Source organism: Amycolatopsis sp. NPDC088138 (genome assembly GCF_044741685.1).
In the GTDB taxonomy this organism is placed as follows: Bacteria; Actinomycetota; Actinomycetes; order Mycobacteriales; family Pseudonocardiaceae; genus Amycolatopsis.
This window is the reverse complement of the sequence record NZ_JBIUTB010000006.1, coordinates 449,500-464,680: the sequence shown is the minus strand read 5'-3', so window position 1 is coordinate 464,680 and position 15,181 is coordinate 449,500. Positions and strand designations below refer to the sequence as shown.

Genomic DNA, 15,181 nt, shown 5'->3' with positions numbered 1-15,181 from the left:
GACCAGCCGCAGGTCCGGCCAGGTGGTTCCCGCGGCCGGCACGCGGCGGATGGCGTCCAGGCCGCGCAGGGTCCGCACGAGTTCGAGCCGGGCGATGGCGTGCACGTCGTACCAAGGGCTCCCGTCACGGACGGGAGACGTGCCGCAGCACCACGCCGACCAGGCGGTCCCGCGGCACGAAGCCGTAGTGTCGGGAGTCCCAGCTGGTCGGCCGGTTGTCGCCCAGGACGACGGCGCAGCCGGATGGGACCACCGCGCCCGCGAGGCCGTGGACGTCCGGGTCGCCCCAGTCCGCCGGGAGGTGGTCGCCCGCCACCGCCACGACGCGCTTGAGCAGCAGCTGCTCCCCCGTCGGCGCCCCGCTCGGCAGCCGCGGGTAGCGCAGCAGCGCCACCTGGCCGCGCCGCGGGCGGCGGGTCCGGCGCACCAGGACCCGGTCGCCGGACGCCAGTTCCGGGGCCATGCTCGCACCGTCCACTGTGGTCAGGATCAGCCCCCGCCGCGCCGCGACGGCGCTGCCCGCCGCCAGCAGTCCGAGGAGCACCAGCACCTTCACGGCACGGCCTGGTAACCGTCGGCCTGCAGGCGGAACAGGCGGGCGTAGCCGCGGCCGTCGGCGAGCAGGCTGTCGTGCGTGCCCAGTTCGCTGACCCGGCCGTCCTCGAGCACGGCGATGCGGTCGGCGTCGCGCACCGCGCTCAGCCGGTGCGAGATGAGCAGGCTCGTCCGGCCTCGCCGGTGCTCGCGGATGCGCGCGTGCACCTCGTGCTCGGCCTCCGGGTCGAGACCGGAGCTGGGCTCGTCGAGGATCATCAGGTCGCGGCCCTCCCGGACGAGCGAGCGGGCCAGCGCCAGCCGCTGCCACTGCCCGCCGGAGAGCACCACCCCGGTCGAGGTGTCCTCGCCGATCTCGAAGATCCGGGTGAGCGGCGTGTCGTAACCCCGTGGCAGAGCGGCGATCCGGTCGTGCGCGCCCGCCCGCGTCGCGGCGTCCACCAGCCGGGCCCGGTCGTTCATCGCGGCCAGCTCGCCGAGCCCGATGTTCTCGGCCGCGGTCATGTCGTAGTTCATGTGGTCCTGGAACACGGCGCTGATCCGCTCGCGCAGCAGCGCGGGCGGGATTGCGCGCAGGTCGACGCCGTCCCAGAGGATCCGCCCGCGCGTCGGGTCGTACATGCGGCACAACAGCTTCACGAGCGTGCTCTTGCCCGCGCCGTTGAGGCCGACGAGGGCGACCGCCGCACCGTGCGGGATGGTGAGGTCCACCCCCCGCAGCACCCACGGGTGGTCGTCGCTGTAGCGGAACCACACGTCGCGCAGCTCGAGCCCCTGCCGCAACGCGGGTGCCGCGTCGCCGGAGCCGCTCGGCAGATCGGGTTCCGCGCGGACCACGGCGACGTAGTGCGCGAACGACAGCAGCCGGGCCTGGCCGTTGGCGATCGACGACGCCAGCGTGCCCAGCGCGGCCTGCACCCCGGCGACGGCGGCCACGAACATCGACACGTCGCCGGCGCTGAGCGACCCGTCGCGCGCCGACGTGATCGCCCACCACAGCCCCGTACCGGCGACCGCCGCGCTCAGCGCCGTCAGGCCGCCCATGGTCCGCAGCTCGCGTTCGTCCATGCGGCGCTGGGCGTCGTTGGCGCTGCGGCGCTCGTCCATCAGCCGCGCGCGCAGGAACGCCCCGATGCCGAACAGCCGGATCTCGGTCGCGGCGGGGATCCCGGTGAGCAGCTGGCTGTAGAAGAACTCGCGCCGGGTGAACCGCTCGACGCGCCATTCCACCGCGGCGCGGCGCCGGGCCAGCAGGAGCTCGGCGAGCAGCGCGGGGATCGCGGCGGCCAGCACGACGCCGGTCATCGCCGGGCTCAGCACGAACAGCGAACCGAGGAACCCGACCAGGGAAAGCGTCCCGCTGAGCGTGCCGCCGACGCCGTCGACGATCTCCGGCATCCGCCCGCAGCTCTCCTGCGCCAGCCGCAACCGGTCCTGGTAGGCGGGGTTTTCGAAGGTGCGCAACCCGACCTGGCGGCCCAGCGCGGCGAACAGCCCGTCGGTGGCGACGGTGCTCGCCGCGCGGCCGATCTGCGCCCGGACGAAGTGGGCCACCACGGGCAGCGCGGCGACGGCGAGCCCGGCGACGGCGAGCGCCACGGCGAGGCCGCCGACCGCGCCGGTGCGCGAGACGAGCCGGTCGAGGACGAGCTTGGTCAGCCAGGCGGTGGCGATGGGCGCGGTGGCGGCCGCCGCCGTCATCACCAGCAGCCCGGTCAGCCGCGCCGGGCCGGACCGCCACAGGAGCACGGCGGCGGCCGCGCCCGCCGCCCGCACCTGGTCCGCGCCGATCCGCCGGTCCGTCTGGCGCACCGTCACCGCCCGGCGGGCACGGTCAGCTCGTGCACCCGGCCCGCGGTCGCGACCACCCGCCCGTCGGCCACGACGTACAGCGCGGGCGTCCAGGTGTTGCGGAACGCGGCGGCGACCGGGCCGCCGTCGAGCTCCGCCGGCACCACCCGCGCGACCTCGGCGAGCGCGCGCACGGTTTCGGCGTCGTCCCCGCCGACGACGGCCAGGACGCGGTCGCGGCCCTGTTCGCGGGCGTAGGCGAGGAAGTCCGGGAGGGTGTCGTGGCAGGCCGGGCAGTCAGCGGAGAAGAACGCCACCGTGCCGTCCAGCCCCGCGGCGGTGAGGGACTCGCCTTCGGTCGTGGTGGCGGCGAACTCGCCGACGGCCGAACCGGGCCGCAGCGCGAAGGGGGAACCCGTCGTGGCCTGAGCGCGCATCCGGCGCAGGATCCCGACGGTCAGGAGCAGGTTCAGCAGGCACACCAGGCCGACCAGCACCAGGGCGGCGACGAGGACGAGCATCAGGAACTCCTTGCGAACACGACGGCGATGTCGTCCATCGCGATGACGAGTACGGCCACCGCCCCGCCCGCCGCGACCGCGACGGCGGCCCCGGCGACGGAGGGCAGGCCACCCGGCGCGAGCGCGCCGACGACGGCGAAGCAGAGCAGCAGGGTGTTGCGGGCCAGGTGCCGCGGGCCGACCGGGGTGTCGGCCGCGCCGAAGCAGCGGCACGCCGCGGGCCGCCCGCGGCGCAGGGCGGTGCCGATGGCGGCGGCGAAAGCCAGTAGCAGCAGCGAAGCGAGGAGAAAACCCGCGGTCGCGGTGGCCGGCACGACCACGAGCACCGCGGCGCCCGCTTCGGCGACCACGACGGCCACCGACACGGGCACGACCGCGTCCGCGGGCATCGGCACCAGCGCGGGCACCGACCGCGCGAACCCGCGGAAGTCCCGGACCTTCGACAACGACGAGGCGGCGAACACCACGGCGATCAGCGCCGCGCACGCCGCACGGAGGTACTCCATGTCACTCCTTCCCTCGCCGGGCGGTGCCCGCTTGCCGCGGGCACCGCCCGGTGCGTCCGGGACCGGGTCAGCAGGTGCTGCGAACCTTGGACCATTCGCAGCCGGTCTGCGGGCAACAGAACCGGTACCAGTACCCGGGGTGGCCCGCGCTGTTGCAGAAGTAGCCGCCCGCACAGGCGGAGGCCTGGGCGTTGGGCACGATCCGGTCGAGCACGCGGTCAACGAGGCGCCGCATGGTGTCTCCCTTCGAGGAGTGAATGTCCGGCCAGGTGCGGAGCCGCTTTCGCTCGTCCCGCACCGGCCGCGAGCATCGCCGCCGCTGCCCCCCGACGGCAGCAATCCCGGACGAACCCGGACGCCCACCGCGCGGGGCCCCGTCGCCGTGTCGACCCCCCAATCACGTGTGTCGGCGTCCCGATCACAGGTGATGACCCTTCAATCACACGAGCCCGAAGCCCGGTGCGCGGAAATTCGCCCGGGCGAAGCATTAGGTGTGATCGGAGGGTCGACACACGTGCTTGAGGGGTCGACGCGCGTGTTTGGAGGGTCGACACACGTGATTGGGGCGTCGGCGCGCGTGATTGGAGGGTCGACACGTGATTGGGGCGTCGGCGCGCGTGTTTGGAGGGTCGACACACGTGATCAGAGGGTCGACACGCGTGATTGGGGGGTCGACACGCGGGGGGGCGAGCCCGCGGCGTCAGCCGCCGGTTGTGACCGGGCGGCCGGCGTCCGCGGTGATCTCCTCCGGGTCCGGCAGGCCCAGCTCGCGGTGGTGCTCACGGGCCGTGAGCCAGTGGTGCCGGGCCCGCACCGGGTCGCCCATCGCCGTCAGGGCGCGGGCGAGGCCGAGGTGCGCGCGGGCCGCCTGGTGCAGGATGCCGAGCTCCGCGGCCATCGCGACGGCGGACTCGTGCGCGGTCCGGGCGTGGCCGGTGCGGCCGAGCTCCAGGGACACGTCCGCGAGGCACAGCAGCGCTTCCAGGTGCAGGTCCCGGTCGGCCGCCTGCTCGGCGATGGCCGTCGCGCGGTGGAAGAAGCCGCACGCTTCCTCGTGCCGGCCGGTGCGCAGGTGCGTGTCGCCGATGTTGAGCAGGGTGCGGCCCATGTCGCTCAGGTCGCCGGTCTGCTGGTCGATGGCGAGCGCCTTCGTGTGGCTCTCCAGCGCCTCGGCGTACCGGCCCAGCCGGCCGTAGACGTACCCGAGGTTGGTGAGCGCGGTGCGTTCGCCCGCCCGGGCGCCGATCTCGCGGGCCAGGCTCAGCGCTCCCCGCAGGAAGCCCGCCGAGCGCGCGAAGTCGGCGTTCCAGGAGGCGATCGCGCCCAGCGTGCCGAGCGCCCGGCACTCGCCGGAGCGGTCTTCGGCGCCGCGGAAGCAGTCCAGGGCCTGTTCGGCGAACCGCGTCGCGACGTCGTAGCGGCCGACCTGGCTGTGGGTGGCGCCGAGGCTCACCAGCGCGTGCCCGCGGGCGACCGGGTCCGCCGACTCCATCGCGCTCGTGTGCAGCGCCAGCGCCTCCCGGATGTAACCGCCGGTCTGCAGGTACCGGAACAGGATCCGCGACAGCAGTCCCGCGTGCCCCGACGCCACCCCGTGGAGCCCGGCGCTGACCAGGTTGGCCCGTTCGGCTTCCAGCCACGCCGCCGCCGACTCACGGTCGGTCAGCGGCGGGATCGGCAGGCCGGGGTCCGGCACGTGCGGCCGGTGGTCCCGCACGCGCGGCGCGTAGTGGTCCATCGCGGCGGCGGACGCGAACGCGTAGTAGTCGAGCAGCCGCGCCAGCGCGGCTCTCCGGCCGGAGGCGACGTCCTCGTCCTCGGCCCGCGCCATCCCGAACGCGCGGATGAGGTCGTGCAGCTCGAACCGGTCCACCTCCCGGCGCCGCACCAGGCTCGCCGCGACGAGCCGGTCCGCGGCCCGGGTCGCCTCCGCCAGGCCGGTACCGGTGAGCGCGGCGATGCCGTGGACGTCCAGGTCCGCGCCCGGGTGCAGCGCGAGCAGCCGCAGGGCCCGCCGTTCCGGCTCGCCGAGGTGGTCGTAGGACAGGCTGATCGACGCGTCCACGGCGTCGTCCAGGCGCAGGTGCGCCCGCCGCTGTTCGAGCCGCTCGAGGTGGTCGGCCAGCAGCCACGACCGGTGCGCGGGCGCGGTCATCCGCAACGCGGCGAGGTTCAGCGTGAGCGGCAGCCGGCCGAGCTCGGCGGTGATCCGCCGGGCCACGCCGGGCTCCTGGTCGACGCGCTCCGAGCCGACGGTCCGCCGCAGGTAGGCCAGCGCCTCGTCCGGGCTCAGCACGTCCAGCCGCAGGTGCGCCGCACCGGCCGGCCCGGGCAGCACCAGCCGGCTGGTGACGAGCACCGGCCCGCCCCGCTCGTCGGGCAGCAGCGGCCGGACCTGCTCCTCGCTGTGCGCGTTGTCGAGGACGACCAGCAGCCGCCGCCCGGCCGAGCGCTCCCGGTAGACCCGCTCCTTGCCCGGCAGGTCGGCGGGCACGGCGTGCCCGGGCACGCCGAGCAGCCGCAGGAAGGAGTCGAGCACCGCGGCCGGATCCACCGGCGGCCGGCCGGGGTCGGGGTGGAACCCGCGCAGGTTCACGAAAAGCGCGTTGTCGAACCGGCCGGCGCGCAGCAGCTCGTGGCCGGCGTGCACGGCCAGCCCGGTCTTGCCGACCCCGGCCATGCCCGCGATCGCCGACGCCTGCCCGCCCGCGGCGTCGCCGAGCACCGCGCACAGCCGCGCGAGCTCCGCCCGGCGCCCGGTGAAGTGCGGGATCGCCTCGGGCAGGCCGAGCTGGGCCTGCACGAAGGTCGCCGCCTCCGCGCGGCTGCGGACCACCCGCAGCATGTCCTGCCAGTGGGCGACGTAACCCGGGTCCGGGTGCAGTACCTCGACGACGGCCAGCACCAGATCGGTGTTGGGCCGCGCGCGGCCGGTGTTGAAGCAGTCGGCGACGGTCGTGCGGGCCGTCCGCTCGGCGGCCGGGCGCCCGGCCGCCGTCCAGAGCCGGTTCACCCCGTCGGCGATCTGGGCGTACGACGGGCCGCCCGCCCACGCCTTGAGCAGCCGCAACCGGGTGATGAGCTCGGCCAGCGTGCGCGCCTGGCCGGGATCAGGTGGTTCGGTGAACGCCATGACGCCCTATGGTGGCCGCGATCCGCCGCCACGACCACGGATTACCGAAGGTGACCCTCCGGCTGCGAATACCGGCGGCGCGCCTCCGCGATGTCGCCGACGTGCTGCTCGGCCCATTCCCGCACCGGGGAGAGCGCCTCGAACAGCGAACGCCCGAGCGGCGTCAGCGAGTAGTCCACTTTCGGCGGGGTCACGGACGGCGTCTCCACCCGGTCGACGATCCCGTCGTACTCCAGGGCGCGCAGCGTCTCGGTCAGCGCCTTGGCGGTCACGCCCTCGACGACCTTCTTGAGCTCGGTGAACCTCATCGGACCCGCGTCCAGGGCGTTGAGCACGGTCGGCACCCAGCGCGCACCGACCCGGTTGAGCACGTCCCGGCTCGGGCACCGGGCGGCGAGCCGGTCGTGAGCTGTGCCCATGCCCGGTTCCTCCTGGTTTCGTTGAAGATACCGACATCCCGAAGATACCTTCGCCCGCATGAGGGAGCGGGACGAAGGAGGAGCGCCGTGGACCTGGAGCTGAAGGGCAGGACCGCCCTCGTCAGCGGCTCGTCGTCCGGCATGGGCCTGGGCATCGCGGAGGTCCTGGCGGAGGAGGGCGCCAACGTCGTCCTGACCGCGAGACGCGCGGACGTCCTGGCCGGACACGCCGCGAGGCTCGGCGCGCACGCGGTCCCGGCGGACCTGAGCCGGCCGGACGAACCCGCGCGCGTGGTCACGGAGACCGTGGAGCGCTTCGGCGGGCTGGACATCGTGCTGTGGAACGGCGGCGGGCCGCGTCCGGTCAGCGCGGTGGGCTTGACGGCCGAGGACGTGGTCGCGGCCGCCGAGCTGGTGCTGCTCCCGCTCGTCCGCCTGGTCCACGCGAGCGTCGGGCACCTGCGCCGGAGCACGAGCGGGCGGATCCTGGCGATCACGACGAACGGGGTCCGCGAGCCCACGCCGCTGATGGCCGCGTCCAACGCGGTCCGGCCGGGGATCCACGGGTACCTGAAGACACTGGCGGCCGAGCTGGGACCGACCGGGATCACCGTCAACACCCTGGCGCCGGGACGCATCGCCACCCCGCGCCGGGACGTCCTGTACCCGGACGGGGTACCGCCGCACCTGGCCGAGGAGATCCCCTTGGGGCGCTGGGGAACCGTCCGGGAGTTCGCCGACGTCGCCGCGTTCCTGGCCTCGCCCCGCGCCTCGTACGTGACGGGCACGACCACCTACGTCGACGGCGGCCTGACGAGGAGTGCGTCATGACCGGAGTGCGCCTCGAAGTCGCGCTGGCGCTGGTGCAGGCGGCCCGCGCGGAAGCGCCGGTGCCGATGGCGATCGCCGTGGTCGACGCCGGCGGCGCGCTGGTGGCGTTCGCGCGGGCGGACGGCACCCCGTTCCCGCTGACGGAGGTGGCGATCGGGAAGGCGTACACCGCCGCGGCGTTCGCCCGCCCGTCGGCCGAGGTCGCCGCGGTGTTCGACGGCCGGGTCCAGTTCACGACGTCGATCAGCGTGGCCACCGGCGGCCGGGTGATGCTCGGCAAGGGCGGACTGCCGATCGTCGAGGACGGCGTGGTCACCGGGGGCTTCGGCGCGAGCGGCGGCACCGGGGAGCAGGACCTCGCCGTCGTCGAAGCCGCTGTCGCCGAGGTGCTGGGCCACCCGGCGGTACGCTCGCCCGCGTGATCACCGCGGAGGGGTACCTGCACTTCGTCGACCGCGCGCTGGACGGCATGGCCGCCGTGCTCACCGGGCTCGGCGACGACCTGGCGAACCGGCGCCCGGACCTGCCGGGCGCCAACTCGCCGTACGGGATCGTCAACCACTGCCTCGGCGTGGTGTCCTTCTGGGGCGGCCAGATCGTCGGCGGCCGTGACGTGCCGCGCGACCGTGCGGCGGAATTCACCGCCACCGGAACGGTTTCCGGACTGGTCGAACGGCTGCACGCCGTCCGCGACCGGTTCGCGGACGACGTACGAGCGGCCGTCCCGTCGGACCCGTGCCGCCGGGAAGCCCCGCCGAAGTACCGCGACACCCCGATCGGCGCGAACCAGGGCATGGCCCTGCTGCACGTCTACGAAGAGCTCGCCCAGCACCGCGGGCACCTCGAACTGACCCGGGACGTCCTGCTGGCACAGCACGGATAGCTCACCCGAAGGCGACCATGAAGACGGCCACGATGCCGAGCAGGTAGACCGGGTAGCCGATGCGGGCCGCCCGGCGCAGGGTCTGTTCCGCGTCGTCCCGTTTCAGGGTGGCGAAACGCTTGCGCAGCATCGCGATCAGCACACAGCCGGCGGCCAGCAGGATGAACGCGTAGTAACCCCATTCGAGCGCCACGATGTAGCTGACCGACGGGAGCTGCGACGTCACGTTGTTCAGCAGCACCGCGGTGCTGAGGATCGCGGTCACGCCCATCGACACCGGCGCGCTGCCGTCGGCGGCCTTGAAGAACAACGACAGGTACGTGACGCAGATCAGCAGGATCAGCGGCAGCAGGTTCTTGATCAGGAACGGCAGCGTGTCCCGCTGGATCTCGATCTCGGCCGCGTACTGGCTGTAGTAGATCCCCGTGACCGCACCCGCCGCCTGACCATCGCCCAGTGCGTCGCTGCTGCCGACCGTCTGCCGGAAGAAGTGCACCGACGACGCGACCCAGTTCGGGACCTGGTTGATGGTCGCCTCGGCGTCGGCACCGCTGCGCAAGTAGGCGCTCGGGTCCTGGTCGAGGATCTCCTTGTCCGTCACGTAGGAGACCTGGTCCGCGGTCTGCGTCCGGTTCTGCAGCAGCACGGTGAGCCGCTGGTGGTCGAACGGGAAGTCGTGGAACTCGAAGCTGCTCTTGAACCGGTCGGCCACCCGGTAGAGCCGGTAGGTGTGCCCGTCCTCGGTGACGTCGCGCAGCGGCTCCCCCAGCTTCAGGTCGGGTTTGACGGCGTTGACGAACTGCACGTCGGCCGCACCGTCGTTGCCGGTGTACTTCAGCCAGACGAAGAAGTCGACGAAGTACGTTCCGTCGGTCGTGTCGAGGTCGCGGACCTCGTTGAGGTTGATGCCGGTCGCCACCACCTGGCGCCGGCTCAGGTACCGGTTCTTGACCGCGATGACCTCGCCGTCCGCCAGTCCCGCCTTCAGCGCGTCCCCGGACGGCGGTTCGTAGATCGTGAACTGGACGGGTGCAGAGACGAACCGGGCCCCGTCGCTCGTCACCACCGACACGGCCATCTGCGCCGAGCCGCTCGCGTTGAAGTACAACGGCCCCAGCAACGCGGGGAAGGAGTTCTTCCGGTCCTTCAACGACGCCAGTGAGTCACGCACCCGCTGCCGGTCCTCGGCCCGGTCGTTCTCGTCGAAGGCCAGCCCGCCCACGTCCATCGCGTGCAGCCCGACGTTCAGCGCCTGCCGGGCCGTCGCGGCCTGCCACAACGGACGTTCGCCGAAGCGCTGTTCGAAGGCGTCGGCCCACACCTGCGCGGGGCCGGACAGCGAATCCTGGGCCAGCGGTGTCGCCATGAACAGGTTCCCGGTGAGCGCTCCCGGCCGCCCGCTCCTCCGCTCGGCTCCGGTCAACGCGTCGTGGAAGGACCGGGAGCTCAGCGACGAGCTGCCGAGGACGGGCGCCGTCACGCCCGCGGACCGGAGCCGGTCGATCACCTCGAGACCGCTCTTCTCCTTCAGCGCAAGGACAATCGGCTCACGCGGGTCGTGCGTCCTCAGCTCGGCGACCGCGGCGTCGACCGACGCGGCCCGGCTCGCCGGCGCGGCGGAGATCGGCAGTTCCGCCGTCACCCGGCCGAATTCGCCGAAGGACTCCTGGAAGGTGTCGTGCGCCGAGCGGCCGTCCTCGTCATCGTCGTAGACGACGGCCGCGGACTTCGAGCCCAGCACGTGCGAGGCGTACACCGACAGGAAGTCGCTCTGCGTCCGGTTGCCGAACATGCTGCGGAAGTACCAGTCGCTGCCGTCGGTGATCCGCGACGAGCTGGCCGACGGGGTGATGGCCGGGATCCGGGCCCGGTGGTAGATCGGCGACGCCGCGAGCGCGGTGTCACTGCTCCCGTGCCCGACGACGTAGAGGACCTTGTTCTCCCGGACGATCTCCTCCGCGATCCCGACCGCCTTGTCCACCCGGTCGGCGTCGTCGTAAACGAGCAGCTCGACCGGGTGCCCGTGGATCCCGCCCGCCGCGTTCACGGTGTCGAGGTGCATCCGGACGGCGTGCTCCATGTGGGCCGAGGTCACCGCGTTGTCCCCGGTCATCCCGGCCACCAGCGCGACGTAGACGGGTGCGCCCCGCTCGGCTCCCGCCGCCGTCCACACCCCCAGCAGCGCGGCCAGGACCACCGCCGCGCCGACCGCGAACCAGATCCGCTTCCAGCCACGCTTCGACCGGCCTGTGTGGACCTTCACCGGCGGCCGCTCCGGCTCCACCAGGTCGGCGACCTCGGCGGGCGCGGCCGGCGGCACCGCGCGCACCGCCTTGAGCGCCCGCCCGGTCTCGGGATCGGCTTTGATCTCGTAGGCCCGCTCGAGGCAGAACCGCCGTTCGCCGTCGGTCTCCACCAGCTCGGCGAGCCACCGCCACGCCGGCTCGTAGCCGCCGTCCTTCGCCAGCGCGACACCGAGCAGTTCCCGCGCCCGCACCGGATCCGCGGCCCGGAGCCCGATCGCCCGGTGGGTGAGCGACACCGCGGTGTCGGGCTTCTCCGGCACGGGACAGACCTCCGAAAATCGGTGCAAGGGGTGCCCAACGGTAGGCAGGGCTCCCCTCACCCGATCGATAAACCTCCGGTCAGCCGGGCGCGGCCGCACGGATCGTGCGGCCACCGGCCACCGCCGTGACCACGAGCGCGACCACCAGCCCGAGCGCGCCGCTGAGCAGGAACGGCCCGGCGGCGAACGCGGCGGCCGCGCTGCCCGTCTTCACGACGGCGAACGGCACCACGCAGACCAGCGCACCGGCACCGGCGGCGAACACCGCCGTCAGCGCGGCGACCGCGGTTTCCCGGAGCACCATGCCGCGGGTCTGCCGCCCGGTCGAGCCGAGCAGCGCCAGCACCGCGAACTCCGTCCGCCGCCGTCCGAGCGCGGCGATCAGGTTGTTGGCCAGCGCGATCGCCATGAACAGCGCGATGAGCACGACCACGAAGTAGTTGATCGACGCGAGGACCCGCGCCACGCTGTCGGCGGCCGTGTGCCGGTTCTCGATCCCTTGCATGGCCAGCGTTCCCGCCGACACCCCGACGAGCAGGGTGAGGAACGTGACCACCGGGCGCGTCCGCTCCGGCGCGGCGGCCAGGTTGACCGCGGCCAGGTACGTCCCGGCACCCCGCGACCGCGGGGCGGCCAGGCGCACGACGGCGTTCGCGGCGGCGAGGAGTTCCGGCGCGAGCACGGCCAGGCCGATCGCGGTCAGGACCGTTGCGGGACCGGTCATCGCGGTCGTCGCGATGCTGTCGGCGGGCAGCGCGAACACGGCGCTCGCGGAACCGGCACCCGCCACGAGCAGGACGGCGGCGCTCACCCGCCGTCCGCGTCCGGACCGCCGGGCGACCGCGGCCGGTTCCGCCGCCGCGACCGGGCTCGCCCCGGCGGGGGCGCGGCTGCCGAGCCACGCCGCCAGCGCGGCCGCGGCGAGCACGACCACCACCGCCCCCAGGGGCAGGACCGGCCCGGGTGCGTAGACCGTGACCGGGGCGATGAGACCGGTGGCCCGGACGGCCCGCATCAGCAGCGCCCCGAGGAGGTAGCCGGCGCCGAGGCCGGGTACCGCGGCCACCAGGGCGACCAGCAGCGTCTCGACCGAGACCAGGACCCGGACCTGCCGCGGCTCGGCGCCGGTCAGCCGCAGCGCCCGGATCTCGGCGGCCCGGCCGCCGAGCGTCACGCCGATGGTCGAGACCATGGCGAACAGCACGATCGCGACCACCCAGCCGCCCATGATCAGCGGGAACTGGACGAGGAAGGCGCGGTCGGCGGCCGCGGTGCCGCCGGCCAGCCCGGTGCCGAGCAGCGCGGCCATCGCGACGACCAGGGCCATGCCGGTCACCGCGACCAGGCCGGTGGCCACCGCGCTCCCGCGGTGGTGGCGGAACAGGCGTAGTGCCAGGGAAACCATGTCAGCGCACCCCCGCGACGTTCGCCGCCCGCTCGGCCGACTCGACCAGCGTCGCCATCCGGTGGGCCACGGCCGCCGCGGACGGGCGGGCGAGCCGGTCGACGACCAGGCCGTCGGCGAGGAAGAGCACGGTGTCGGCGAAGGACGCGGCCACCGGGTCGTGGGTGACCATGATGGTGGTCTGCCCGCGGTCGGACAGCCGGCGCAGCAGGGTGAGCACTTCGCGCGCGCTGCGGATGTCGAGGGCCCCGGTCGGCTCGTCCGCGAACACCACCTCCGGGTCGGTGACCAGCGCGCGGGCGACCGCGACGCGCTGCTGCTGACCGCCGGAGAGCTGCTCGGGCCGGTGGGCGCCGCGGTCGCCCAGGCCGACCGAGGTGAGCAGGGACGCCGTCCGCCCCGGGTCCGCGCGGCGGCCGTCGAGCCGCAGCGGGAGCTCGATGTTCTCGGCCGCCGTCAACGCCGGCAGCAGGTTGAAGGCCTGGAAGACGAAACCGGCCCGCCGGCGGCGGATCCGCGCGAGGGCGGTTTCGTCCAGGCCGGCCAGGTCCGTGCCGTTCAGCTCGACGCGGCCCGAGGTGGGCGCGCGCAGGCCGGCGACGCAGTGCAGCAGGGTCGTCTTCCCGGAGCCCGACGGCCCCATGATCGCGGCGAACGAGCCGCGGGCGACGTCCAGGTCGACGCCGCGCAAGGCGTCGACCGGTCCCCCGTCCCCCTCGAACCTGCAGCGCAGCTCCCGGATGCGAACCATCGGTGCGGTCATGACTGCCCCTCCCAGTGACGAACGTATATTTAAAACGAACGTTTACCTGATACGCTAGCACAGGTGGGACACCGAGAAAATCTGCTGACCGCGGCACGTGAGTGCCTGCTGAAGACCGGTTACGCGCGCACGACCGTGCGCGACCTGGTCGCCGCCTCCGGGGCCAACCAGGCGTCGATCAACTACCACTTCGGCTCGAAGGACCAGCTGCTCACCGGCGCGCTGCACGACCTCAACGCGGAGTGGGGCGAGCTGCTGTTCGCCGTCCTCGACGCGCCGGCGGCCGGCCACGAAGAGCGCTGGGAGCGGATCATCGGCTCGATCCGGGAGAGCCGGGAGCTGTGGTTCGTGAACTTCGAAAGCGTCAGCTACCTGCAGCACGACGAGCAGGTCCGCGCCATGACGGCCGAGGCCCAGCGCCAGGCGCGGATCGCGCTGGCCAACGCCTTCGGCGGCCTCGGGCCGGCCGCGGACCCCGACGACGTGCGCGTCGTCGGCGCGCACTACTACTCACTCCTGGTCGGCACGGCCCTGCAGTGGCTCACCTCGCCCGGCGACGCCCCCTCCGCCGCCGACATCGTGCGCGCCGACACGGCGCGACGTTCAGCCTGAGACAGGTCTGGCGGCCGAGCTACTCGGCCGGGTCCTCGTCGGGCGGCGCGAGCCCCCGGTCGAGCGGCTCGGTCGACGTGATCTCGGGGTCGACCGACGGCGGGGCCAGTCCCCGGTCCAGGGTCCGGGGCTCGGCGGATTCGTCTTCTTCGGACATACCGGTATCACCCGGGCGGCGTTGTTCTTCGTCTGAGGTCATGCCGGTCGGATACCCGAATTCCCGCGGGCTACCCGGGGCGTCCCGCGCCCGGCGTGCCCCGAAGAGCGGAACATTTCTCCAAAATGTTGGTAAAAATCTCACGTGTCCGGGGTCACAGGTGGTTCCCTATGTTAGGCAACTTTCCTAACTAAGAGTGGAGGGTCCCCGCCCATGTCATCCCGCAAACGCTTCGCCGTGGTAGCCGCCGCGGCTCTGACGCTCATCGCGCCGCCGCTCGGCGTCAAGGCCGCCGACGCGGCCACCGCTTCCCCGGCCACGGCAGACAAGACGTACACGGCCGCCGAGGTGCTGGCCGGCGTCCAGAAGAACAGCACGACCGCGAACAAGGTCAACTCCAAGCCCCACATCAACACCATGACGCGCTCCCAGAACGTGAACGTGTTCCAGGTGTCGTCGGGCGTCTACGCCTACAGCTCGTCCCTGGCCGTCGACGACGACGGCAGCGACCCCGACTCCGACCCGGACCACCAGGACGAAACCACCTTCCAGGACAGCAACGGCGACCAGCTGGCCGCGCACCACGTGCCGTTCTACGTCCTGGGTGACGACTGCTACGACCGCAAGAGCCCGTGCCCGCACTTCTTCTACAAGGAGCACGGCATCAAGGGCCGTCAGTTCGCGCTGATGTTCTACAAGAGCAAGGTGATCGGCGCGATCTTCGGCGACACGCAGACGGGGAACGACCAGACCACTTCGGACAACGACTCCCGCGAACTCGGTGAGGCGTCGGTGAAGGCGGCCTCGTCGCTCGGCATCCCCAGCAGCGGCACCACCGGCGGCGTCGACAACGGCGTGACCGTGGTGATCTTCTCCGGCTCGTCCTGGGTCGTGAACGGCGCGAACTCCGCGCTGAACGCCAACGCCCAGGCCTTGGTGCAGAAGGCTTTGGACAGCCTCGGCGCCGGCATGGGCCTCTGAATCACCTGCGGGTGCAACGAAAGTGACCGCGACCACCGCCACGGCGGTGGTCGCGGTC

The 15,181-nt window shown here is 73.2% G+C and carries 16 protein-coding genes; 5 read left to right on the top strand and 11 right to left on the bottom strand.

Annotation, left to right across the window (positions count from 1 at the left end):
- Positions 1–124: 124 nt before the first annotated feature.
- The 7 genes from ACIOD2_RS33980 to ACIOD2_RS33950 form a co-directional block, all read right to left on the bottom strand.
- Positions 125–556: a S26 family signal peptidase gene (locus ACIOD2_RS33980; RefSeq protein ID WP_400547485.1), complete on the bottom strand. Its 432-nt coding sequence runs from the start codon at positions 554–556 to the stop codon at positions 125–127.
- Complete coding sequence (locus tag ACIOD2_RS33975; protein WP_400547482.1) at positions 553–2,367, bottom strand: ABC transporter ATP-binding protein; 1,815 nt, start codon at positions 2,365–2,367, stop codon at positions 553–555. Before ACIOD2_RS33975 ends, ACIOD2_RS33980 begins: the two co-directional genes overlap by 4 nt.
- A 2-nt stretch (positions 2,368–2,369) precedes the next feature.
- On the bottom strand, positions 2,370–2,867 hold the full coding sequence (locus ACIOD2_RS33970) for a TlpA disulfide reductase family protein (RefSeq protein ID WP_400547479.1): 498 nt from the start codon (positions 2,865–2,867) through the stop codon (positions 2,370–2,372).
- A complete protein-coding gene (locus ACIOD2_RS33965) occupies positions 2,867–3,373 on the bottom strand; it encodes a MauE/DoxX family redox-associated membrane protein (RefSeq protein WP_400547476.1) in 507 nt (168 codons plus the stop codon). The genes ACIOD2_RS33970 and ACIOD2_RS33965 overlap by 1 nt, the downstream gene beginning before the upstream one ends.
- Before the next feature lie 67 nt (positions 3,374–3,440).
- Entirely contained in the window at positions 3,441–3,608 is a 168-nt protein-coding gene (locus ACIOD2_RS33960) for a hypothetical protein (protein ID WP_323331595.1), read from the bottom strand.
- Between the two features lie 465 nt (positions 3,609–4,073).
- On the bottom strand, positions 4,074–6,506 hold the full coding sequence (locus ACIOD2_RS33955) for a tetratricopeptide repeat protein (RefSeq protein WP_400547473.1): 2,433 nt from the start codon (positions 6,504–6,506) through the stop codon (positions 4,074–4,076).
- A gap of 41 nt (positions 6,507–6,547) precedes the next feature.
- Positions 6,548–6,925, bottom strand: coding sequence for a winged helix-turn-helix transcriptional regulator (locus ACIOD2_RS33950; RefSeq protein WP_400547470.1), 378 nt, complete (start codon positions 6,923–6,925; stop codon positions 6,548–6,550).
- Between the two features lie 87 nt (positions 6,926–7,012).
- Here ACIOD2_RS33950 and ACIOD2_RS33945 point away from each other — a divergent pair, with 87 nt between their 5' ends.
- Genes ACIOD2_RS33945 through ACIOD2_RS33935 form a run of 3 tightly spaced genes read left to right on the top strand, consistent with a single transcriptional unit; the run spans position 7,013 to position 8,639 of the window.
- On the top strand, positions 7,013–7,756 hold the full coding sequence (locus tag ACIOD2_RS33945) for an SDR family oxidoreductase (RefSeq protein WP_400547467.1): 744 nt from the start codon (positions 7,013–7,015) through the stop codon (positions 7,754–7,756).
- Positions 7,753–8,178, top strand: coding sequence for a heme-binding protein (locus tag ACIOD2_RS33940; protein WP_400547464.1), 426 nt, complete (start codon positions 7,753–7,755; stop codon positions 8,176–8,178). Before ACIOD2_RS33945 ends, ACIOD2_RS33940 begins: the two co-directional genes overlap by 4 nt.
- Positions 8,175–8,639 carry a DUF664 domain-containing protein gene (locus ACIOD2_RS33935; RefSeq protein ID WP_400547461.1) on the top strand — a complete coding sequence of 155 codons (465 nt, stop codon included), beginning with the start codon at positions 8,175–8,177 and terminating at the stop codon, positions 8,637–8,639. The genes ACIOD2_RS33940 and ACIOD2_RS33935 overlap by 4 nt, the downstream gene beginning before the upstream one ends.
- Position 8,640: 1 nt before the next feature.
- On the opposite strand, the gene ACIOD2_RS33930 is transcribed toward ACIOD2_RS33935, so the two are convergent.
- The 3 genes from ACIOD2_RS33930 to ACIOD2_RS33920 all read right to left on the bottom strand — a co-directional run bounded on the left by ACIOD2_RS33930 (position 8,641) and on the right by ACIOD2_RS33920 (position 13,373).
- Positions 8,641–11,205 carry an ABC transporter substrate-binding protein gene (locus ACIOD2_RS33930; RefSeq protein WP_400547459.1) on the bottom strand — a complete coding sequence of 855 codons (2,565 nt, stop codon included), beginning with the start codon at positions 11,203–11,205 and terminating at the stop codon, positions 8,641–8,643.
- 79 nt (positions 11,206–11,284) lie between these two features.
- Entirely contained in the window at positions 11,285–12,610 is a 1,326-nt protein-coding gene (locus ACIOD2_RS33925) for an FtsX-like permease family protein (RefSeq protein ID WP_400547456.1), read from the bottom strand.
- 1 nt (position 12,611) lies between these two features.
- Positions 12,612–13,373: an ABC transporter ATP-binding protein gene (locus ACIOD2_RS33920; RefSeq protein WP_400547453.1), complete on the bottom strand. Its 762-nt coding sequence runs from the start codon at positions 13,371–13,373 to the stop codon at positions 12,612–12,614.
- Positions 13,374–13,436: 63 nt separating this feature from the next.
- On the opposite strand from ACIOD2_RS33920, the gene ACIOD2_RS33915 reads away from it, so the two are divergent.
- Positions 13,437–13,985, top strand: a complete 549-nt coding sequence (locus tag ACIOD2_RS33915; RefSeq protein ID WP_400547450.1) for a TetR/AcrR family transcriptional regulator — start codon at positions 13,437–13,439, stop codon at positions 13,983–13,985.
- A 19-nt stretch (positions 13,986–14,004) separates the two neighbouring features.
- Here the strand turns inward: ACIOD2_RS33915 and ACIOD2_RS33910 are convergent, their stop codons facing one another.
- A complete protein-coding gene (locus ACIOD2_RS33910; protein WP_400547447.1) occupies positions 14,005–14,142 on the bottom strand; it encodes a hypothetical protein in 138 nt (45 codons plus the stop codon).
- A gap of 213 nt (positions 14,143–14,355) precedes the next feature.
- Here ACIOD2_RS33910 and ACIOD2_RS33905 point away from each other — a divergent pair, with 213 nt between their 5' ends.
- Complete coding sequence (locus ACIOD2_RS33905; RefSeq protein WP_400547444.1) at positions 14,356–15,123, top strand: glycoside hydrolase family 75 protein; 768 nt, start codon at positions 14,356–14,358, stop codon at positions 15,121–15,123.
- Positions 15,124–15,181: the final 58 nt, after the last annotated feature.